At 65.0% G+C, this 19061-nt stretch carries 20 protein-coding genes; 10 read left to right on the top strand and 10 right to left on the bottom strand.

From position 1 onward, the window contains the following. Positions 1-107 precede the first annotated feature (107 nt). Positions 108-536: an organic hydroperoxide resistance protein gene (locus ACIGJE_RS04655; RefSeq protein WP_068282400.1), complete on the bottom strand. Its 429-nt coding sequence runs from the start codon at positions 534-536 to the stop codon at positions 108-110. 263 nt (positions 537-799) lie between these two features. On the opposite strand from ACIGJE_RS04655, the gene ACIGJE_RS04650 reads away from it, so the two are divergent. Beyond that, entirely contained in the window at positions 800-1273 is a 474-nt protein-coding gene (locus tag ACIGJE_RS04650) for a MarR family winged helix-turn-helix transcriptional regulator (RefSeq protein ID WP_311939877.1), read from the top strand. Between the two features lie 12 nt (positions 1274-1285). On the opposite strand, the gene lhpI is transcribed toward ACIGJE_RS04650, so the two are convergent. The 5 genes from lhpI to ACIGJE_RS04625 all read right to left on the bottom strand — a co-directional run bounded on the left by lhpI (position 1286) and on the right by ACIGJE_RS04625 (position 5425). Further along, a complete protein-coding gene (gene lhpI / locus ACIGJE_RS04645; RefSeq protein WP_367623658.1) occupies positions 1286-2242 on the bottom strand; it encodes a bifunctional Delta(1)-pyrroline-2-carboxylate/Delta(1)-piperideine-2-carboxylate reductase in 957 nt (318 codons plus the stop codon). A gap of 144 nt (positions 2243-2386) precedes the next feature. Then, entirely contained in the window at positions 2387-2755 is a 369-nt protein-coding gene (locus ACIGJE_RS04640) for a LapA family protein (RefSeq protein ID WP_311939881.1), read from the bottom strand. Positions 2756-2886: 131 nt separating this feature from the next. After that, positions 2887-3174 carry an integration host factor subunit beta gene (ihfB, locus tag ACIGJE_RS04635; RefSeq protein WP_311939883.1) on the bottom strand — a complete coding sequence of 96 codons (288 nt, stop codon included), beginning with the start codon at positions 3172-3174 and terminating at the stop codon, positions 2887-2889. A 166-nt stretch (positions 3175-3340) separates the two neighbouring features. Then, positions 3341-4297, bottom strand: coding sequence for a signal peptide peptidase SppA (sppA, locus tag ACIGJE_RS04630; RefSeq protein ID WP_415084951.1), 957 nt, complete (start codon positions 4295-4297; stop codon positions 3341-3343). A 345-nt stretch (positions 4298-4642) separates the two neighbouring features. After that, positions 4643-5425 (bottom strand): helix-turn-helix transcriptional regulator, encoded by a 783-nt coding sequence (locus ACIGJE_RS04625; RefSeq protein WP_311939886.1) that lies wholly within the window; start codon positions 5423-5425, stop codon positions 4643-4645. Between the two features lie 84 nt (positions 5426-5509). On the opposite strand from ACIGJE_RS04625, the gene ACIGJE_RS04620 reads away from it, so the two are divergent. The 3 genes from ACIGJE_RS04620 (at position 5510) to typA (ending at position 9163) form a co-directional block, all read left to right on the top strand. Further along, a complete protein-coding gene (locus tag ACIGJE_RS04620) occupies positions 5510-6475 on the top strand; it encodes a class I SAM-dependent methyltransferase (protein ID WP_415084948.1) in 966 nt (321 codons plus the stop codon). Between the two features lie 186 nt (positions 6476-6661). Next, entirely contained in the window at positions 6662-7072 is a 411-nt protein-coding gene (locus tag ACIGJE_RS04615; RefSeq protein ID WP_311939889.1) for a GFA family protein, read from the top strand. Between the two features lie 264 nt (positions 7073-7336). After that, positions 7337-9163 (top strand): translational GTPase TypA, encoded by a 1827-nt coding sequence (gene typA, locus ACIGJE_RS04610; protein ID WP_367623656.1) that lies wholly within the window; start codon positions 7337-7339, stop codon positions 9161-9163. A 245-nt stretch (positions 9164-9408) separates the two neighbouring features. Here the strand turns inward: typA and epmA are convergent, their stop codons facing one another. Then, the gene (epmA, locus tag ACIGJE_RS04605; protein ID WP_311939893.1) at positions 9409-10452 is read right to left on the bottom strand and encodes an EF-P lysine aminoacylase EpmA; all 1044 of its coding nucleotides are present in this window, start codon (positions 10450-10452) and stop codon (positions 9409-9411) included. A 381-nt stretch (positions 10453-10833) separates the two neighbouring features. On the opposite strand from epmA, the gene ACIGJE_RS04600 reads away from it, so the two are divergent. Together ACIGJE_RS04600 and ACIGJE_RS04595 are read left to right on the top strand one after the other, a co-directional pair. Further along, positions 10834-11568, top strand: coding sequence for a M48 family metallopeptidase (locus ACIGJE_RS04600; RefSeq protein ID WP_311939895.1), 735 nt, complete (start codon positions 10834-10836; stop codon positions 11566-11568). Positions 11569-11685: 117 nt separating this feature from the next. Then, a complete protein-coding gene (locus ACIGJE_RS04595) occupies positions 11686-12081 on the top strand; it encodes a hypothetical protein (RefSeq protein WP_311939897.1) in 396 nt (131 codons plus the stop codon). Positions 12082-12087: 6 nt separating this feature from the next. Here the strand turns inward: ACIGJE_RS04595 and rhaM are convergent, their stop codons facing one another. The 3 genes from rhaM to ACIGJE_RS04580 are packed head-to-tail and all read right to left on the bottom strand — an operon-like array spanning position 12088 to position 14142. Further along, a complete protein-coding gene (rhaM, locus tag ACIGJE_RS04590) occupies positions 12088-12405 on the bottom strand; it encodes an L-rhamnose mutarotase (RefSeq protein WP_415084944.1) in 318 nt (105 codons plus the stop codon). Between the two features lie 43 nt (positions 12406-12448). Beyond that, positions 12449-13249 carry a FadR/GntR family transcriptional regulator gene (locus ACIGJE_RS04585; protein ID WP_367623652.1) on the bottom strand — a complete coding sequence of 267 codons (801 nt, stop codon included), beginning with the start codon at positions 13247-13249 and terminating at the stop codon, positions 12449-12451. Between the two features lie 17 nt (positions 13250-13266). Beyond that, positions 13267-14142 carry an amidohydrolase family protein gene (locus ACIGJE_RS04580; protein ID WP_415084941.1) on the bottom strand — a complete coding sequence of 292 codons (876 nt, stop codon included), beginning with the start codon at positions 14140-14142 and terminating at the stop codon, positions 13267-13269. 262 nt (positions 14143-14404) lie between these two features. On the opposite strand from ACIGJE_RS04580, the gene ACIGJE_RS04575 reads away from it, so the two are divergent. The 4 genes from ACIGJE_RS04575 (at position 14405) to ACIGJE_RS04560 (ending at position 19029) form a co-directional block, all read left to right on the top strand. After that, on the top strand, positions 14405-15424 hold the full coding sequence (locus ACIGJE_RS04575) for an aldo/keto reductase (protein ID WP_483679400.1): 1020 nt from the start codon (positions 14405-14407) through the stop codon (positions 15422-15424). Beyond that, positions 15421-16968, top strand: a complete 1548-nt coding sequence (locus ACIGJE_RS04570; RefSeq protein WP_311934227.1) for a sugar ABC transporter ATP-binding protein — start codon at positions 15421-15423, stop codon at positions 16966-16968. The genes ACIGJE_RS04575 and ACIGJE_RS04570 overlap by 4 nt, the downstream gene beginning before the upstream one ends. Continuing rightward, complete coding sequence (locus ACIGJE_RS04565; protein WP_415084937.1) at positions 16965-17951, top strand: ABC transporter permease; 987 nt, start codon at positions 16965-16967, stop codon at positions 17949-17951. Before ACIGJE_RS04570 ends, ACIGJE_RS04565 begins: the two co-directional genes overlap by 4 nt. A gap of 79 nt (positions 17952-18030) precedes the next feature. After that, complete coding sequence (locus ACIGJE_RS04560; protein WP_415084935.1) at positions 18031-19029, top strand: ABC transporter permease; 999 nt, start codon at positions 18031-18033, stop codon at positions 19027-19029. The last annotated feature ends 32 nt before the right edge of the window (positions 19030-19061 follow it).

Below are 19061 nucleotides of genomic sequence, written 5' to 3'. Positions count from 1 at the left end.
GGATCCGCGTGCCCGATTGGGGGATGATACGACCGTACCGCGCCGGACCATCCCGGGGGCCTCGGGCGGAACTATGTTTTCCGCCAAAGACGGGGAAAGAGCCGGTCTCAGACCACGCTGAGGCGGACGTCGAGATTCTTGCGGGTCGCTTCCGAATAGGGGCAGACGATGTGGGCCTTGGCGACGAGATCCTCGGCGCGGGCATGCTCGATGCCCGGCAGGGCGACGGCAAGAGCGACATCAAGGCCGAAACCGGCGCCATCGTCACGCGGGCCGATGCCGACCGTGGCGGTGACGCTGGCGTCCTCGGGAAGGGCGACCTTTTCCTTGCCGGCCACGAAGCGCAGCGCGCCCATGAAGCAGGCGGCATAGCCGGTGGCGAACAATTGCTCGGGGTTGGTGCCAGGGCCGCCGGCGCCGCCCAGCTCCTTGGGCAGATCGAGCTTGACCGAGAAATGGCCATCCACGGTACCGGAACGGCCGCCGTCACGGCCATTGTGATCGGAACGGGCAGCGGTGGTGTAGAGAACCTTCATGACAGAACTCCCTTCGAGGGTTGAACACGGCGATATATATCGCACACATTTATATCGTACGCGATATTTATTTTGGCAACCGAGACGATTTTTATCGGGAAAGCTTGCGAAAATGATTCTGCCTCCCTGTCGCGTGCGATATGATTCGCATCTGACAGCCGCCGGCCATGTCCTGCAGCCGGCTTCGCGACGAATGAAAGTGCGTCACGCATTTGCTGACATCCAGACGTTGCGTCACATGCATTGCGCCAGAGGAGGCACCGATGGAACCGTCTTCCAACGAGTTTACGCCACTGCTCCTGCAGAACCAGCTTTGCTTTGCGCTCTACGCCGCCAACAATGCCTTTGGCCGCTCCTACAAGCCCCTGCTCGACCCGCTCGGCCTGACCTATCCGCAATATCTGGTCATGCTCTGCCTGTGGGAGCGCGACGGCCTCAAGGTCGGCGAGATCGGCGCCCGGCTCTTCCTGGAAACCAACACGCTGACCCCCTTGCTCAAGCGCCTGGAGGCAGCGGGGCTGCTCAAGCGCCGGCGCGACAGCCATGATGAGCGCCAGGTCCGCATCTCCCTGACTGCCGAGGGCAAGGCCCTGCGCGAGAAGGCCCGGGCCGTGCCGGCCCAGATCACCGCGACCACCGGCCTCGAAGCCGGCCAGGCCGGTGCCCTCAAGGACTGGCTGGAATGGCTGCGCGAGGCCCTCGACCTGCACCAGAAACAGGAAAGCGACGCCGCCTGAGGCGGCATCTGCTCAGCCTTCGCCGCCAGTCTTGCGCCACACCAGGATCGCCGCGGCGAGGTCCTCCAGCGCGCTGCCGATCGACTTGAACAGCGTCAATGATTCGCCCGATGCCCGGCCGCCATGGTTGCCACGGGCGAGATCGGCGAGAGTGGCCTGGATATCGTCCCGGCCGATGATACCGGCCCTGAGGGCGAGCGCGATGTCGCCGCCTTCGGTCAGGGCACTCGGCGTGTCGATGAACAGGTCGCTGGTGCGCACGGCCTCGTCATCGGCTTCACGCATCTGCAGATTGAAGGCGCCGACCAGATCCAGATGCATGCCCGGCCGCAGCCAGGCGCCCTTGACCAAGGGCAGATTCGACAACGTAGCGCAGGAAACCAGGTCGGCCGTGCGCACCGCCCGTTCGAGATCCGGCTCGTAGCGGGCCGCGATCCCCTGGAGCGCCAGGTCCTCCGCCAGCTTTTCCGCACGCTCCGCCCGGTGGTTCCAGATCGCTACATCGCCGATCGGCCTCTGGCTGGCATGGGCCCGGATGAGGAAAGGTGCCAGCGCCCCTGCCCCGACCATGGCGAGGCGGCTCGCCTCCGGGCGGGCGAGATAGGAGGCAGCGAGCCCGGAGGCGGCAGCCGTGCGCCAATGGGTCAGCCGAGTGCCGTCCATCGCGGCCAGCGGCGCTCCAGTCTCTCCCGACATCAGCACATAGGTGCCGAGCACGGCCGGCAGGCCGCGGGCGCCATTGGCCGGGAACACATTCACCAGTTTCGTGCCCAAATAAGCGCCCGGCCCCGGTGCGTTGCCGCTCCAGGATGGCATGATCAGGGCGGTGGCCGCATCGGCGCCATGTCCGATTTCGAAATGCTGGCGCGGCGGCGTGACGAAGTCGGCGGCAAAGGCCGCGCGCAATGCCTCGATCAGGTCGGGAAAACTGAGAAGGCCATCGATCTCATCGGCCGTGATGACGCGCATGGCTGTTTCGCCCAAGGCAGCGAGAAAGGTCCGGCCGTGTGGCCGGCAGCGGCCATTATAACCGATCCGGCTGCGGGAAGCAGGCAGGATCCGATGAAGGGGGGCCGAGAGCGGACGGGAAGGTCTGCTCTCGCGGCAGGCGCGTCAGAACGGCACGCTCGAGGGCAGGACGGCGTGGCTGTCACGCGATTCGGCCGCGGGAGTCGCCTGGCTGCGCAGCCGGTCGAGCTCGTTGCGATGGCGCTCCGCCTCGACCTGGGCAACCCGCGCGGCACGGCGAAAACGGCTCTGCTTCAGCCAGACCGTGATGCCGCCGATCAGCATGCCGATGACCAGGACCCCGAACAGAATCAGGAACATCGGCAGATGCAGCGTGCTGGCTTCAGCCCCCGGTGCGCTGGGGTCGTAGGAGAGCGCGACGCCTTCGGCGATCCACTGCTTGTTTGCGATGGCAAAGGCCGCCATCACGATCAAGGCCAGGACCAGGATGAAATAGTAGAATAGGCGCTTCATGGCCTGCCCCGCTCCGGCATGATCGCAAAAGCCTCCTGCGATTTCCCGGCATCGCCAGGAATCACGAAGACGCATCCAAACAGAGAGTTAGAGCAAACGAGCATTCTCGCCAAGGCGCGCTTTGCTCTCGGTCAGGCCGTCGACTTGTTCAGCCGCAGCCGCATGTCCTTGCCGGTCTTGAAGAACGGCACGAATTTCTCGTCCACCGGCACATGCGCGCCGGTGCGTGGATTACGGCCGATACGAGCGGGACGCGACTTGACCGAAAAGGCTCCGAAGCCACGCAGCTCGACGCGATCGCCCTTGGCCATCGCATTGACGATTTCGTCGAGGATGGCATTGACGATGTTCTCGATGTCGCGCTGATAGAGGTGCGGATTGGCTTCCGCAATCTTCAGAACCAGTTCGGATTTGATCATTTTCGTTCCCGTCAGTCGCCGGTCTTGTGAAGTTATGTTCGCTCGACGCGAATCGCGTCCAAGCTTCCCTTACAGCATGATGCGGATCGAACCCAAAAGCTCCCCCGCCCTTCGTCCTGGCTAGACACCCTACGCTGGTCCGGACAGACCGTGAGACACGAGTGGCTCAAGGGTGCCAAACCGAAACAAGCCCGTCAAGCGCAGCCGGAGGCGTTTCAGGCGCGGAGCGGATGGCATCGCCCAGGCTGGCGAGGCCGACACTGTCGGCAAGCCAGGCCAGGCCCGTGCGCGCAAAGGGGAAGGAGGAAGTGGTGGAAGGCTTGTCCCAATCCTCGACCGGCAGCGCCTTCATGCCCGGCTTGTCCTTACCGAGCCAGGCAATCGCCGTGGCCTCGTCACCCATCTCGTCGACGAGCTTGAGATCGAGCGCCTGCTTGCCGGTGAAGACGCGCCCGTCGGAGACAGCGGCAAGGCCGGCATCGTCGAAGTTGCGACGGTCCTTCACCAGGTTCTTGAACCAGCCATAGGTGTCGTTGACCACCGAGGCGAGGGCGGCCCGTGCCTCGGGGCTGGTCGGGGTGAATCCGTCCGGCGCCGCCTTGAGCGGGGACGACTTCACCGCTTCGACGCTGACGCCGATGCTGTCGAGCAGCTTGGAGACATTGGGATATTGCACCAGCACGCCGATCGAGCCGACCAGGGAGGAACGCCGGGCCACGATATGGTCGGTGCCGACGGCGGCCATATAGGCGGCGGACGCCCCCAGCCCATCGATGAAGGCCACGGTCGGCTTGCTGGCCGAGAGCTTGCGCAGGCCGTCATAGAGCGCCTCGCCGCCGGAGGTCGTGCCGCCGGGCGAATTGATGCGCACGATCACGGCTTGGGCCTGCGACTGGGCGATCTGATCGAACAGCTTGAGGTTGGCGGTCTGGTCGCCGACGAAGCCGTCGAGTTTGATGCGGGCGATATGCGGGCTGCGATGCTGCAGGGCACTTGTGCCTGCAATGGCGAGATAGGCCACCACCAATGTAATGGCCAGGAACAGGAACGCCAGCACGCGCCAGACGGAGAGCTTGCGGCGCAGGACACGCCTGTCGACCAGGAGATCGGTCTCTAGGGACATGGAGGTATACCCTTGGGGAAATCGGCCCGAAACCTAGCCGAGCGACGAGGCCGCGGCAAGGCGAGCAATTGGGAAGCGGGACTTCGGACCCGCCTGGCACGACAGTTGCGTTAGTTGCATTTGTCCAAAGGGAACGGGATACGCGAAGTGTCAGCCTCCACAGCTCCATCAAGTGATGGAGCAGGGCTGACATCCCAATCCGCCAGCAAGCGCTTCGTTTTCAAGATGTCAGCCGGGAGGCTGACACTCCAAATCCCTTTCGAGTGAAGATGGCAACTGCAGTGCTGGGATCACGACGCCCGTTGGAAGGTCGGGCGGGTCCAAAGACCCGCCCCCCCAAACCAGCTACACCAGCATCACGAATTTGAGGTCGGGACGCGTCGTCGGATTGAGGGTGATCTGCTGGAATTCGAGCGCGCCGAGCACGGGATGATTGAATCGCCGAAGCCCGCCTTCACGACCGATCACGCTGTGGATCGGCCAGGCTTGCGCGAAAAAGGGGCTTCGCGCCGCCAGGCTGCCGACCAGGGCCTGCATCGCCTCCTCCTCGATATGATGGCCATAGTCGATGCGGAACTCGGCGATCACCCGCCGGGCCCGTCCTTCCCAATCCTCGATCAGGTTCCGGGCCGCAGGACTGAGGAAGATGTAGGCGAGGAGATTGCGGTCATGGTCGCCATCGAGCCAACCGGTGAAGAGTTCGGCCGCGCGTGCGTTCCAGCCGAGTGCGTTCCACAGATGATCGAGCAGATAAGCGGGGCCGGCAATCGTCTCGAGGGCGGCGAGCAGCGCCGGCGAGGCCGCCGGCTCAGCCTCGGCACTGGCCTGCGGATCGCGCTTGCCGGCGAGATCGAAGAGATAGGCCCGCTCGGCGGGTGAGAAATTCAGGACATTGGCGAGCCGACCCAAGGCGTGGGCCGAGAGCGAAATATCCCGTCCCTGCTCCAACCAGGTGTACCATGTGGTCGAAAGCCCGGCGAGCTGGGCGACTTCCTCGCGCCGCAGGCCCGGTGTGCGCCGTCGCGCCCCGCCCTGCAGGCCGAAGAGATCGGGGGTGAGCCGGGCGCGTTGGGACCGCAGGAATTCGCCGAGCTGCTGGCGGCGTGCCTGATCCGACTCCGTTGTCATGGCAACTTTCATACCAGGATAAAAAAGGATCTGGTACCAGTGTAAATCAGAACCTAGAGACGTTCCAGTGTGTTCGGGTCCACGATGTTCCAGTCGATAGAGCATTGCCCGGAAATCACTGAAGCACCGCCCTTGTCATGCCCGGGCTTGACCCGGGCATCCAGAGGCCCCGCCCTCGACATCCGGGGCAGGAACTGGATTGCCGGGTCAAGCCCGGCAATGACAAAGGTCGAGCCAATTCGATGCGTTTATCGACGGAAGAACCCCAAGGAGGACAGAGTCATGGCCCGATCGGCCACCCTGGAAAATCTGGTCAGCAGCCAGTTCGGCTCGCAGGCCGCCGCCTATGTCGCCAGTCCCGTCCATGCCAGGGGGGAAGATCTCAGGTTGGTGGCCGACGAGATTGCTGCCACCCGTCCCGAACGCGTGCTGGATCTGGGCTGCGGCGGCGGCCATGTCAGCTTCGCGGCCGCCCCGGTCGCCACCGAGGTCATCGCCTACGACCTCTCCTCGGAAATGCTGGCGGCGGTCGCCGAGGAAGCCGCCAAGCGCGGCTTTGCCAACATCGCCACCCACCAGGGTACGGTCGAGCAGCTGCCCTTCGCCGACGCCAGCTTCGACATGGTGCTGAGCCGCTATTCGGCCCATCACTGGGGTGACGTCCCGGCCGCCTTGCGCGAGGCCTTCCGCGTGTTGAAGCCGGGCGGCAGGCTGGTGATGGCCGATGCCGTCGCGCCGGTACGCACCGTCTGCGATACCTTCCTGCAAGCGTTCGAGATGCTGCGCGATCCTTCCCATGTGCGCGACTACTCGATCCGGGAATGGCAGGCCATGCTCGCCGCCGCCGGCTTCACGGTGCGGGCGACCACGCCCGGGCACCAGCCCCTGGAGTTTTCCTCCTGGATCGCCCGCATGCGTACCCCGCCGGTCTTCGTCGAGGCCATCCGTGCCCTGCAGGCGGCGATGTCGGAGGAAGTGCGCCAGCACTTTGCCATTGAGGCCGACGGTTCCTTCGTCCTCGACAATGCGGTCTTCGTGGCGCAGCGCTAGGCTTTCCGCCCTGTCAGCCAGTGCTCGCCCGCCCCCTGCGGTATCGGTTCCCATCGATGAGGGGCCGATACCGCAGGTCTTCATCGGAACATCGTTCCTAAAAAAACCCACCTCCCCCGTCATCGCAGGAAGCTGTAAACTGCGCGGGGAGGCCGTGCGCATCGTCGGCCCGGAGGGAGGGATGCCATGGCCTTGCTGACCGGCGGCTGCGAATGCGGGGCGATCCGCTATGAGGCGCGGGAGGCGCCCTTCGATGCCGGCTGGTGCCATTGCCGCATCTGCCAGCGTATTTCCGGCGCGCCCGCTCAGCCCTGGGCGCTGTTTGCCGCCGGGGCCTTCGCCTATGTGAAGGGCGATCCGCGCGTCTATCATTCCTCCAGCTTCGGGGAACGGCATTTTTGCGGCGATTGCGGTGCCTCGCTCGGCTTCCGGCTCCGCGAAAATCCGACCGAGATCAGCATCAATGCCGGCACGCTCGACGATCCCTCGCTGGCGGCGCCGCGCAAGCATATCTGGACCCGTAGCCAGGTTTCCTGGTTCGCCACGGCGGACGACCTGCCGACATTCCTGGAATACGAGCCGGAAAAGGACGGCTAGAGGCACGATTGCGCCGTTACTTGCCGGCTGCGCCATTGCCGCGCCCCCCTCTCCTGTGATATTGCGGCGCAAAATCCGACAGACGATCCTCTTTTTGACGCGGCCCGATGCCATCGGCTCAAGCGTTTTGCGATTTGGTGGAACGTCGGGAATCGTGCAGTCGCTTTAGCCAAACCATCGGATTGGCTTGGAAACAACGAGTTGGGGCAGAAGAGCGTTCCGTCTAGACGCACTTGGCCACAGCCCAGGAACCCGGTTTAACCTATGCAACTTCGCAATATCGCCATCATCGCCCACGTCGACCATGGCAAGACCACGCTGGTCGACCAGCTGCTGCGGCAGTCCGGCGCCTTCCGCGACAACCAGCGCGTGGCCGAGCGCGTGATGGATTCGAACGATCTCGAAAAGGAACGCGGCATCACCATCCTGGCCAAGGCCACCTCGGTGGTGTGGAAGGATACCCGCATCAACATCGTCGACACCCCCGGCCACGCCGATTTCGGCGGCGAGGTCGAGCGCATCCTCAATATGGTCGATGGCGCCATCGTGCTGGTCGACGCCGCCGAAGGACCGATGCCCCAGACCAAGTTCGTGGTGGCAAAGGCCCTCAAGATCGGCCTCAAGCCGATCGTCGCCATCAACAAGGTCGACAAGCCCGACGCCCGCACCACCGAGGTGATCAACGAGGTGTTCGACCTGTTCGCCGCGCTCGACGCCACCGACGAACAGCTCGACTTCCCCATCCTCTACGGTTCGGGCAAGCAGGGCTGGATGGGCAATTCGCCGGACGCCGACCAGAGCGCCGGCATGGCTCCGCTGTTCGACCTGGTGCTCAAGCATGTCGCCCAGCCCACCGTCGAGCCCGGCCCCTTCCGCATGCTCGCCACCATCCTGGAAGCCAATCCCTATCTCGGCCGCGTGCTCACCGGCCGCATCTCCTCGGGCACGCTGAAGCCGAACATGGCGATCAAGGCGATGTCGCGTGACGGCAAGGTGATCGAGCAGGGGCGCGTCTCCAAGGTGCTCGCCTTCCGCGGCATCGAGCGCCAGCCGGTCGAGGAAGCCGAGGCGGGCGACATCGTCGCCATTGCCGGCCTGACCCAGGGCACCGTGGCCGATACCTTCTGCGCGCTCGAAGTCACCGAGCCGCTGCAGGCCCAGCCGATCGACCCGCCGACCGTGTCGATGACCTTCACCGTCAACGATTCCCCGCTCGCCGGCACCGAGGGCGACAAGGTCACCAGCCGCGTCATCCGCGACCGCCTGCTCAAGGAAGCCGAGGGCAATGTCGCGCTGAAGATCGAGGAATCTGCCGACAAAGACTCGTTCATCGTCTCCGGCCGCGGCGAACTCCAGCTCGCCATCCTGATCGAGGTGATGCGCCGCGAGGGCTTCGAGCTCGGCGTCTCCCGTCCGCGCGTCGTCTTCCAGAAGGACGAGACCACCGGCGAGACCCTCGAGCCGATCGAGGAAGTGGTGATCGACGTCGACGAGGAGTTCTCCGGCGCCGTGGTGCAGAAGATGTCGGAGCGCAAGGCCGAGATGATCGAGATGCGCCCCTCCGGCGGTAACCGCCAGCGCCTGGTCTTCCACGCCCCGACCCGCGGCTTGATCGGCTATCAGAACGAGCTGCTCACCGACACCAAGGGCACCGCCGTGCTCAACCGCCTGTTCCATGCCTACGCCCCCTTCAAGGGCGAGGTGGCCGGCCGCCGCAATGGCGTCCTGATCTCCACCGATGCCGGCGAGGCCGTGGCCTATGCGCTGTGGAACCTGGAAGATCGCGGCCCGATGATGATCGAGCCCGGCTGGAAGGTCTATCAGGGCATGATCGTGGGCGAGCATACCCGCGAGAACGACCTGGAAGTGAACGTGCTCAAGGGCAAGAAGCTCTCCAACGTCCGCGCCGCCGGCAAGGACGAGGCCGTGCGCCTGACGCCGCCGATCCGCATGACGCTGGAAAAGTCGATCGCCTGGATCCAGGACGACGAGCTCCTGGAAGTCACGCCGAAGTCGATCCGCCTGCGCAAGGCCATCCTCGATCCCAACGAGCGCAAGAAGGCCGATCGTGCCAAGGATGCGGCTGCGTAAGAGCCGACGAACGAATTCTGAAAGGGCCGGTCTCAGCACCGGCCCTTTTCATATTCGACAACGAGGCAGAATGGCAATCGCTTGGGACCGCGCACCCAAAAAAACCGCCGACCTGGCGGCCGGCGGGTGCAATGAGGTCTCTCGCGGATCAAGTTCGTGCCGCGTCAACGGCATGGGATGAAGCTCACAGCTCCTTTTGTCGAGATTGTGGCCAGCTTCGCTGATTATCCCCGCTATTCACAATCTCACGCAACCGGCGTCCAGATCACCTGGTCGATGCGGGAGGCGCCCGTCGCCAGCATGGCGAGCCGGTCGAAGCCCAGCGCGATGCCGCTGGCCTGCGGCATGATGGCGAGAGCCGCCAGGAAATCCTCGTCGATCGGATAGCGTTCGCCATAGACGCGCTCCTTCTCGTCCATCTCCGCCTGGAAGCGGCGGCGCTGCTCGTCGGGGTCGGTCAACTCGCCAAAGGCATTGGCGAGTTCCACGCCACAGGCATAGAGCTCGAAGCGCTCTGATACGCGCGGATCATCGGCGGTACGGCGGGCCAGCGCCGCTTCCACGCTCGGATAATCGTGGAGGATGGTGGCTCGTCCCTGGCCGAGATGGGGTTCGATCTTCTGCACCAGCACGCCGGAATAGATGTCGGACCAGGTATCGTCGGCAGCAACTCGCAAGCCCGCCCGAACGGCGGCGTCGGCCAAGGCGTCGCGATCGCTGCCGCCGTCCCGATCGAGCGTCGCCAGGAGATCGATGCCGGCAAAGCGCTCGAAGGCCTCGGCGACGCCGAGCCTCTCGGGTTCGGCGAAGGGGTCCGTCTCCACGCCGCGATAGCGGAAGCGCTTGAGGCCACCGGTTTCGGCGGCCAGCGCCAGCAGGCGGGCACAATCATCCATCAGTTTTTGATAGGGCTCGCCGCTGCGATACCATTCCAGCATGGTGAATTCGGGCGAATGAGTGCCCGTGCGTTCGCGATTGCGGAAGACCTTGGCGAAGGTGAACAGGCGCTCTTCTCCCGCCGCCAGCAGCTTCTTGCAGGCGAATTCCGGCGAGGTGTGCAGATAGAACCGGCGTACCGAAAGATCGGCATCGATCAGGTCGGTGGCGAAGGCATGCAGATGTGCCTCGTTGCCGGGCGAGATCTGCAGGATTGACGTGTCGACCTCGGTGAAATCTTCAGCCGTGAAGAAGCCGCGCAGCGCCGTCATCAGCCGGTTGCGCCCGATCAGGAAAGGCCGGCGATCCTGATGGGTCGATGGCTGCCACCAGGGTGTGGGGACGGAAGGCATGGCAGATTCTCCGTGAATACGAGCACCACTCCCCTTTGGGGAGAGTGGAACCGCAGATCTTCGCCTGCGAACTGACCCGAGGCTCAATAGAAAAGGCACCACTTGCCTCTCCACGAAGTGGGGAAGGTGTCATTTCGAAGAAATGACGGATGGGGTGTGGAGAGCAATGCACCGACGGTGACAAGATTGCACGACCGTTGTGCAGGCCTTGAAAACATATAGCGTTGCCCGCCACACCCCATCCGACCCGTCTTTGCCGGGCCACCTTCCCCACTTCGTGGAGAAGGCAAGTAGCGCCTTACTTTGCCAAGCCTCGCCCCTACGCCAGCCGCGGCAAAACCGCAATCCGGGTTATGATGTCGGCTCAAACCTGATTCGAGCATGATATCGCTGTTTCGACGCAATCCGACGCCCCAACCCGAGCAGATCACCGTCAGGATCGGGGCGACGACCTATCCGGTCGCCGTCCGGCGGCTGGTTTCGGCGCGCCGTTATACGCTCAGGGTGCGCACGGCCCAGCGCGACATCGTGCTCTCCATGCCGGCGCGCGGCAGCCTGACCACCGCCAAGGCCTTCGCCGACAAGCATGCCGGCTGGATCGCCCTCAAGCTTGCCAAGCTCGCCCAGGATGTCAGCTTCGCCGATGGCGCCATGGTGCCCTTCCGCGATGTGCCGCACCGCATCGAGCATCGCGAGGGGCGCGGCACGGTGAAAATCGAGGCTGGCTCCCCGCCTGTCCTCGTCGTGCATGGCGATGTCCAGCATCTGCCGCGCCGCCTGACCGACTGGCTGAAGAAGCAGGCCCTGCGCGAATTGCAGGCCATCGTCGTGCGCCATACCGCGGCGCTCGGCGTCAAGCACGGCCCGATCAGCGTCAAGGACACCACCAGCCGCTGGGGCTCCTGCTCCTCGACCGGGGCTCTCGCCTTCTCCTGGCGCCTGATCCTGGCGCCGCCCTTCGTGCTCGACTATCTCGCGGCGCACGAGGTCTCGCATCTGAAGGAAATGAACCACTCGCCCCGCTTCTGGCGCCTGTGCCACCAGCTCTGCCCCCGCACCGAAGAAGCCCGGGCCTGGCTGAAGTCGCATGGGGCGGGGCTGCATCGCTACGGGTGAGAAGGTGCACCTGTGCCGAACTGCGAGAACGCAATCCACCATAATCGCTCGAAGCTGCTGCGGATCATCGCGGAGCAGGACTATGTCTGGAACCGCGATTGGGCCGATCGCCTACCCATGGTCTCGATCGAGGACTTCTTTTGCGAGGGGATTACACGCGAAGCGACCCCCAACCTGGCGATCCTGAGTCTCGGCATTGCAGGGTTTCGAGATCTGTTGCTGAAAATCCGCGATCGTGACGATGTGGCCGATGTCGTCATTCAGATCTGGGGCCTGGATGAGGACGAGGCTTGGCCCAGCCTCGCTTATATCTTCGTTGCGACATCCCAGTCGCGCGAGATCGTAAGGGACTGGCTCGGCACAGCACCACCAGATCTGATCCTGCGATGCGGTGGCGTGGAAAGCCCCTTCGTTCGAGCCCGCATCATTCGCGCCGAAGCCATCAAGACAAGGCCCGGCTACCAGATCCATGCCCTGTCCTATGCAGAAAACATGGATCACGAAGCAGGCTAAGCGACTTCACGCCAGATAGAACACCCGCTTCAGCGGCACCTGTACCGGGGAACTGTCCGGATTGGTCGCCATGATGTCGCCCATAAAGGCCCACCAGCGCTTCATCACCGCTTCGTCGGGCAGGCGGCCCAAGCCGTGGTCGTCGCTGCGGGTGAGGATGGCGAAGAGGTGGTGGTCCTCCGGGTCGAGCCAGATCGTGTAGTCGGAAATCCCGACCTCCTTGAGCAGCGTCACCAGCTCTGGAAAGATCTCGTCATGGCGCTTTTCGTATTCGGCGGCCTGGCCGGGGTTCAGGTTCATGCGAAAGGCGATGCGGTCCGGCATGAGAGATGTCCTCGAAGCGTTTGGTGCGAACTCGGAAGCCTGATCAGCGCTTGGCAGCCGCCTCGGCGCCGATGACGTCCTGTGCCTGGCCGGACGTATCGCGTACATGTTCGAGATGCCGGCGATAGGCGGCCGTGGCCGCAGCGCCGTCGCGGGCCATCACGGCCTCGGCGATTTGGACATGCTGGGCGACGCTGATCTCGATGACGCCAGGCAGGGCGCTGGCGACGCGGCGCACGTCGAGCCCGACATCGTAGAGCCCCTCGGCCATCGCAGCGAGCAGGCGGCTGCCGCCGCCGCCATAGAGGGCGCGGTGGAACTCGATGTCGAGCAGGCGGAAAGCGACCGGATCCTCATGAAAGGCGCGGCCGTCGACGGCCAACTCGAGGATGCGCGCCCGCGTCGCCTCGTCCGCCCGTTCGGCGCAGAGCCGCACCAGTTCGAGCTCGACCACCACCCGTGCCTCGAAATGCTCGCGCACGTCATAGTCGGCGAAGGAAAGCATGGTGGAGAATGGCGCCACCAGTCGGCTCGGCGACAGGTCGGTGACGCTGTAGCGCCCGCCCTGGCGGCTTTCGAGCACCCCCATCAGGGTCAGCGCCTTGAGCGCCTCGCGCAAGGGCGGGCGCGAGATGCCAAAGGCGATGCCCATCTGCTGCTCGGTCGGCAGGCGGTCGCCGGAGCGAAGATTGCCCGACTTGATCATGCCCATGATGCGGGTGGCGACCTGCTCGGCAATCGGGCGCCGCTCTAGCGCGCCGCCGCCGAACGGCTCGGATAAGGCCTCGCCGGCATCCAGGGCGGCCAGATCGCTGAAATCGGGGTCTTTGATCAGCTTGCTCACAGCAGTGCCTTACTGCCTCACAGGTCGAGGCGGTAGAAGGAATTGGCGTTATCCCGGTAGAACTTGCGCAGGTGCTCTTCAGAAAAGCCGGCCAGGGCGCGATCGAGCGTCTCGACCCAGCGCGTCATGCTGGTGGCCTGCAGGCAGATCGGCCAGTCCATGGCGAAGATCGTGCGGTCGATGCCGAAGCTCTCGAAGGTGGCGTCGATGTAGGGCCTGAGGTCCACGTCGGTCCAGCTCGCGAGGTCGGCTTCCACCGGCAGGTCGGAGAGCTTGATGAAGAGGTTGGGGCAGCGCGCCAGCTCCTTCACGTCGTCGCGATACTGCGCGATGGCGCCTTCCTTGATGCCGGGCTTGCCGCAATGGTCGAGGATCATCGGTACATGCGGGATGCGCTTCACGAATTCCCGCACGATATCCATCTGGTGATGATGGACGTTGATCTCGAAATGATAGCCGAATTTCTCGAGGAGATTGACGCCCTCGATGAAGCCGTCGGACAGGGTTAGGGCGCGCGGGTCGGCGTCGAACTCGACGATGCGGCGGATGCCGCGCACCGCGGGGTGCTTTTCCTTCATCTCGGCCAGGATCGGCTCGGCCCGGCTTCCCCATTCCAGCGGCGCCATCGGCACGATCGCCCGGATGCCGGGATCGCGCCGGGCCTCCTCCTCGACGAAGCGGATCTCGTCGAGATATTGGCCGCCACCCTCCCAGAAATCGGCATAGCATTCGAGGAAGACCATGGCCTCGACCTCGACGTCGCCAAGGTCGCGCCGGTAGTCCTCGACGTGATAACTCTTGGAAAAGAGCGGGCTGCCTTCGAAGGCCGAATATTTCAGTCTCGAATGGTCCCAGACGTGAAGATGCGTGTCGATGACGGGAAAATCGGGCATGGCATCCTCAGCGCAAAGTGCGTTCAAGCTGAACGCAACTATTCTCGATGTCCGATGTCGCGCCGCCCCTCACCGTACCTCGCCCCGTTCTTACGGGGCGAGGTACGGTGAGGGGCGGCGCCACGGTGCGTCAGCCTGACATCGCAGCCATTCTCCGCCAGCCAGTAAAAACTTGTCAAACTAATTTTTGTCTGACAACTTAGCCGCAAATGCGGCCGGGCTGCCCGGAACCGCCAATCCAGAAGTGCCCGGGAGTGCCGCAATGCCCAAGGAATTCGAGCGCCGCCGCGTCGGCCAGACAGCGATGACCGTGCCGACCTTCGGCTATGGCGCGGCGCATCTGGGCGAACTCTACAGCCTGGTGACGGAGGCCGATGCCACCGCCACCATCGACGCCGCCTGGGATGCGGGCGTGCGCCTGTTCGACACCGCGCCCTGGTATGGTCTCGGCCTCTCCGAACACCGCCTCGGCTACGGCCTCCGGCACCGGCCGCGCAACGAATACCAGCTCGTCACCAAGGTCGGACGCATCCTCGAACGCCCCTTCGACCCCTCGACCTTCAAATCGGAGATGTGGCTCGGCGGCCTGCCCTTCCAGCACCGCTATGACTACACCTATGACGGCGTGATGCGCTCCTATGAGCAGTCGATGATGCGGCTCGGCCTCAACACCATCGACGCCCTGGTCATCCACAACCTCGACGCTGCCTATCAGGGCCCGGATTTCGGCTACCGCAAGAAAGACCTGGTCTATTCCGGCATCAAGGCCCTGGAGGAATTGAAGCGGCGCGGCGAGATCAAGGCCATTGGCATGGGCATCAACACCGCCGACGCCCTGGAGACGGTGGCGCCCCTGGTCGATCTCGACTTCGTGCTGGTGGCGATGCCCTACACCCTGATCGACCAAGGGTGCCTCCATACCGGCATGGCCGAATGCGTGAAGCGAAAGGTCAGCGTCGTCATCGGCTCGCCCTTCGCCTCGGGCATCCTGGTCACCGGCTCGGGCGGCAGTGCCAACTACAATTACAGCAAGGCGCCGGAGGCCGTGCAGGCCAAGGTGCGCGGCATCGAGGCTGTCTGCAAGGCGCATGGCGTGGCCCTGCCGGCGGCGGCGCTGCAATTCGTGCTCGCCCATCCAGCCGTGGTCTCGGAAATCCCGGGCGCGGTGAAGCCGAGCGAGATCGTCGAGAACGTCGCCTCCCATCACGCCCCGATCCCGGCGGGCTTCTGGTCCGACCTGAAGACCGAAGGCCTGATCGACAAGGACGCGCCCACGCCATGAACAGGGCGGGCGAGCCTGCAAGAGCGCTGCCGATCCTGATTTCGGCCCGCGACATCTCCAAGCAGTTTGCCGGCGTCGAAGTCTTGCGTGATGTCGATCTCGACCTCCATGCCGGCGAAATCCATGCCCTGCTCGGCGAGAACGGGGCCGGCAAGTCGACCTTCGCCAAGATCATCGCCGGCGTGCACCGTCCCAGCCGCGGCTCGCTCGCCCTCAACGGCACGCCCGTGGAGGTGGCTACGCCGCTGGTCGCCCAGAAGCTCGGCATCACCCTGATCCACCAGGAACCGATCTCCTTCCCCGATCTCTCGGTGGCTGAAAACCTCGTGCTCGGCCGCCATGAAGGCCCGGCACTCGGGCGGGTGCGCTGGGGCGAGCTCCGGCGCGAGGCCGTAGGCCTGATGGCCCGGCTCGGCATCGCCATCGATGTCGGCAAGCCGATGCGCGGCCTTTCCATCGCCGACCAGCAGATGGTGGAGATCGCCCGGGCGCTGGCCAGCGACAGCCGGCTGATCATCATGGACGAGCCGACGGCTCCGCTGACGCCCAAGGAAGTCGAAACCCTGTTCGGCATCGTCCGCCAGCTTCGCCAGGAAGGCCGCACCATCATCTTCATCAGCCACCGGCTCGAGGAAGTGCGGGCGCTGTGCGACCGCGTCACCATCTTCCGGGACGGCAGCAGGATTGCCACCGAGGAAACCGCCAGCCTCTCCGACGCCGACATCATCCGCCTGATGATCGGGCGGGAGGTGAAAGGCTATATTCCCCAGCACAAGTCGCAGATCGGCGCGGTGGCGCTGGCGGTTCGCAGCCTGAGCCTGCCCGGCAAGTTCGAGGACATCAGCTTCGAGGTGCGCAAGGGCGAGATCGTCGGCCTTGGCGGCCTGGTCGGCGCCGGCCGCACCGATGTCGCGCGCGCTCTGTTCGGCGTGGCTCCCGCCGCCAGCGGCCGTATCGAGATCAACGGCAAGACCGTCGCCATCCGCGAGCCGGCGGATGCGGTGGCGCAAGGCCTCGCCTTCGTGCCGGAGGACCGGGCCGTCGCCGGCATCTTCCGCAGCCTGCCGGTCGAACAGAACATCACCGCCGCCGTGCCCGGCAAGGTGGCCCCGGGCGGCGTCATTCGTCGTGCCCTCGAACGCTCGATCGCCCGCGAACAGGTGCGCAAATTGCGCATCCGCCTCGCCAGCCTGCGCCAACCCATCGGCGAACTCTCCGGCGGCAACCAGCAGAAGGCCATTCTGGCGCGTTGGCTGCTTACCGACCCCGAAATCCTCATCCTGGACGAGCCGACGCGCGGCATCGACATCGGGGTCAAGGCCGAGTTCTACGAGATGATCGGCGAGTTGGCCGCTTCGGGTCGCGCCGTACTGCTGATTTCCTCCGAACTGCCGGAACTGCTGGCGCTCAGCGACCGCGTGCTGGTGATGTCGGAAGGGCGCCTCACTGCCAATCTTCTCCGCGGCGAGGCCAGCGAGGAAAGCGTGATGCACGCCGCCGTGCCGCGCCGCAAGTCGAACCCGGATGGACGGGCCGCCGCATGAGCATTGCCAGCCTCCTGCGCCGGCGCGAGGCCGGCATCGTGGTGATGATCGCGCTCTTCGCCATCATCGTCGGCCTGATCCAGCCGCGCTTTCTTTCCGCCGAGACGCTGCGCATCGTGCTGCTCGCGGTGCCCCTGATCATGGTGGCGGCGATGGGCGAGATGATGGTGCTGGTCGCCCGCCATGTCGACCTTTCCATCGGCTCGATCCTCGGCTTTTCCGCCATCGTGGCCGGCATGCTCTGGCGCGACCATCCGGAGCTGCCCGTCATGGTCGGTGTCGTCGCCGCGATCGCCGTGGGCGGCGCGCTGGGCCTCATCAACGGGCTGGTGGTCACCCTCTTCAGGCTGCCCTCCATCATCGTGACGCTCGGCACGCTCAGCCTCTATCGCGGCCTGATCTTCTTCATCTCCGATGCCCGCCAGGTCGATCCGCAATATATTCCGCGCGGCCTGATCGAGCTCAGCCAGACCTCGCCCGTCTTCGGCATTCCCTGGATCATCCTGATCGCCTTTGCCGTGGCGCTCGCCACTTATCTCTTCCTCGGCCATTCCCGGCTCGGGCGCCAGATCTACGCCATCGGCTCCAACCCGGCAGCGGCGCCGCTGCGCGGCATCCGCGCCGCGCCGATCACCGTGCTGGTCTTCGTGCTCTCCGGGGCTCTCGCCGGGCTTGCGGGCGTGATGTACGCCTCGCGCTTCGGCTATGTGAATCCCGGCATCACCGGCGTCGGCTTCGAATTCACGGTGATCGCGCCCGTGGTCATCGGCGGCGTCTCGATCAATGGCGGCTCTGGCTCGGTCGCCGGCACCGTGCTCGGCGTGCTCCTGCTCGGCGCCGTCAGCGTGGCCCTGCCGATCCTCGGCGTCTCCGGCTTCTGGCAGCAGGCGATCTACGGCGCAATCATCCTCGCCGCTTTGGTGATCGACCGCAGCGTCAGGCAGGGCGGCCTCAAGGGCCTGCTGGCGAGGGATGCGGCATGACCAGCACCGACACACATTTTACCCTCCCCTGGAGGGGGAGGGTAAGGAACCCTCGTCTCGGCCAGCAAAGGGGGCACCCATGAGCCAGACCCCCGCCACCGCCGTCTCGCCGCAGGACGCCGCCAAGCCGCTGCCGCTCTGGCGTACCGTGCTGGTGCGGCCGGAGACCATGACCCTGGTGCTGCTGGCAGCCGCCATCGTCATCGCCTGCCTGCTCTCGCCCTTCTTCGCCTCGCTGACCTTCATCCTGGAAAGCGCTACCTACTATGCCGAATTCTCAATCATCGCCCTGGTGCTGACCCTGGTGATCATCGCCGGCGAGATCGACCTGTCTCCCGCCTCCACCATGGCGCTGACGGCCTGCCTGTTCGGCACCGTATTCCAGGCCGGCCTGCCGATCGGCTGGGCGATCGCGGCAAGCCTTGCCGCCGGCCTCGTGATGGGCGCCTTCAACGGCTTCCTGGTGCTGTGGCTGCGCCTGCCCTCGCTGATGGTCACCATCGGCACGCTGATCATGTATCGCGGCCTCGCCCAGGTGCTGGCCGGCGACAAATCCATCGGCAAGTTCCCGGCCTGGTTCGTCGGCATCGACTACCGCACCCTTTTCGGCGTGCCCGTGCCGGTGCTGATCTTCGCCGTCGCCTCGCTGGTGCTGGCCTTCGTGCTCGGCGCCACCATCCTGGGACGGCAGATCTACCAGATCGGCACCAGCGAGATCGCCGCCCGCCATGCCGGCATCAAGGTCCGGCGCATCAAATTCGCTTTGTTCCTGGCGATGGGCCTCACCAGCGCCCTCTGCGGCCTCACGGCGGCCTCGCGGCTGGCCTCGGTGCGCTACGATCTCGCCACCGGCGGCGAGCTGCAGATGGTGCTGATCGTCATGCTCGGCGGCACCTACATCTTCGGCGGGCGCGGCACCATCGCCGGCACCTTCATCGCCTCCTGGCTCCTGGTGATCATCGCCACCGGCATGACGGTCGCCAACATCCCGGTGACCTACCAGCTCACGGTGATGGGCCTCCTGCTCATCGTCTCCATCATCGCAACCAACACGATCTACGCCCGCAACCAGAGATAGCCGGGAGAAACCGGCTTGCGACCACCATCAGG

Source organism: Labrys sp. E2SS-1L (assembly GCF_057073705.1).
Note: the sequence above shows the minus strand (reverse complement) of the source record. Positions and strands in the feature narration are given on the sequence as shown.

Bases quoted from the DNA above. Each gene is read 5' to 3' on its own strand.
- ACIGJE_RS04625 (WP_311939886.1), bottom strand. From the start codon at position 5,425: ATGACAACGGAGTCGGATCAGGCACGCCGCCAGCAGCTCGGCGAATTC.
- rhaM (WP_415084944.1), bottom strand. From the start codon at position 12,405: ATGCCGGACCGCATCGCCTTTCGCATGAACCTGAACCCCGGCCAGGCC.
- ACIGJE_RS04580 (WP_415084941.1), bottom strand. From the start codon at position 14,142: ATGCCCGATTTTCCCGTCATCGACACGCATCTTCACGTCTGGGACCAT.
- epmA (WP_311939893.1), bottom strand. From the start codon at position 10,452: ATGCCTTCCGTCCCCACACCCTGGTGGCAGCCATCGACCCATCAGGAT.
- ACIGJE_RS04595 (WP_311939897.1), top strand. From the start codon at position 11,686: ATGGTCTCGATCGAGGACTTCTTTTGCGAGGGGATTACACGCGAAGCG.
- ACIGJE_RS04575 (WP_483679400.1), top strand. From the start codon at position 14,405: ATGCCCAAGGAATTCGAGCGCCGCCGCGTCGGCCAGACAGCGATGACC.
- ACIGJE_RS04565 (WP_415084937.1), top strand. From the start codon at position 16,965: ATGAGCATTGCCAGCCTCCTGCGCCGGCGCGAGGCCGGCATCGTGGTG.
- lhpI (WP_367623658.1), bottom strand. From the start codon at position 2,242: ATGCGCGTCATCACGGCCGATGAGATCGATGGCCTTCTCAGTTTTCCC.
- ACIGJE_RS04655 (WP_068282400.1), bottom strand. From the start codon at position 536: ATGAAGGTTCTCTACACCACCGCTGCCCGTTCCGATCACAATGGCCGT.
- ACIGJE_RS04650 (WP_311939877.1), top strand. From the start codon at position 800: ATGGAACCGTCTTCCAACGAGTTTACGCCACTGCTCCTGCAGAACCAG.
- ACIGJE_RS04560 (WP_415084935.1), top strand. From the start codon at position 18,031: ATGAGCCAGACCCCCGCCACCGCCGTCTCGCCGCAGGACGCCGCCAAG.
- ACIGJE_RS04640 (WP_311939881.1), bottom strand. From the start codon at position 2,755: ATGAAGCGCCTATTCTACTATTTCATCCTGGTCCTGGCCTTGATCGTG.
- ACIGJE_RS04600 (WP_311939895.1), top strand. From the start codon at position 10,834: ATGATATCGCTGTTTCGACGCAATCCGACGCCCCAACCCGAGCAGATC.
- ACIGJE_RS04570 (WP_311934227.1), top strand. From the start codon at position 15,421: ATGAACAGGGCGGGCGAGCCTGCAAGAGCGCTGCCGATCCTGATTTCG.
- sppA (WP_415084951.1), bottom strand. From the start codon at position 4,297: ATGTCCCTAGAGACCGATCTCCTGGTCGACAGGCGTGTCCTGCGCCGC.
- ihfB (WP_311939883.1), bottom strand. From the start codon at position 3,174: ATGATCAAATCCGAACTGGTTCTGAAGATTGCGGAAGCCAATCCGCAC.
- typA (WP_367623656.1), top strand. From the start codon at position 7,337: ATGCAACTTCGCAATATCGCCATCATCGCCCACGTCGACCATGGCAAG.
- ACIGJE_RS04615 (WP_311939889.1), top strand. From the start codon at position 6,662: ATGGCCTTGCTGACCGGCGGCTGCGAATGCGGGGCGATCCGCTATGAG.
- ACIGJE_RS04620 (WP_415084948.1), top strand. From the start codon at position 5,510: ATGTTCCAGTCGATAGAGCATTGCCCGGAAATCACTGAAGCACCGCCC.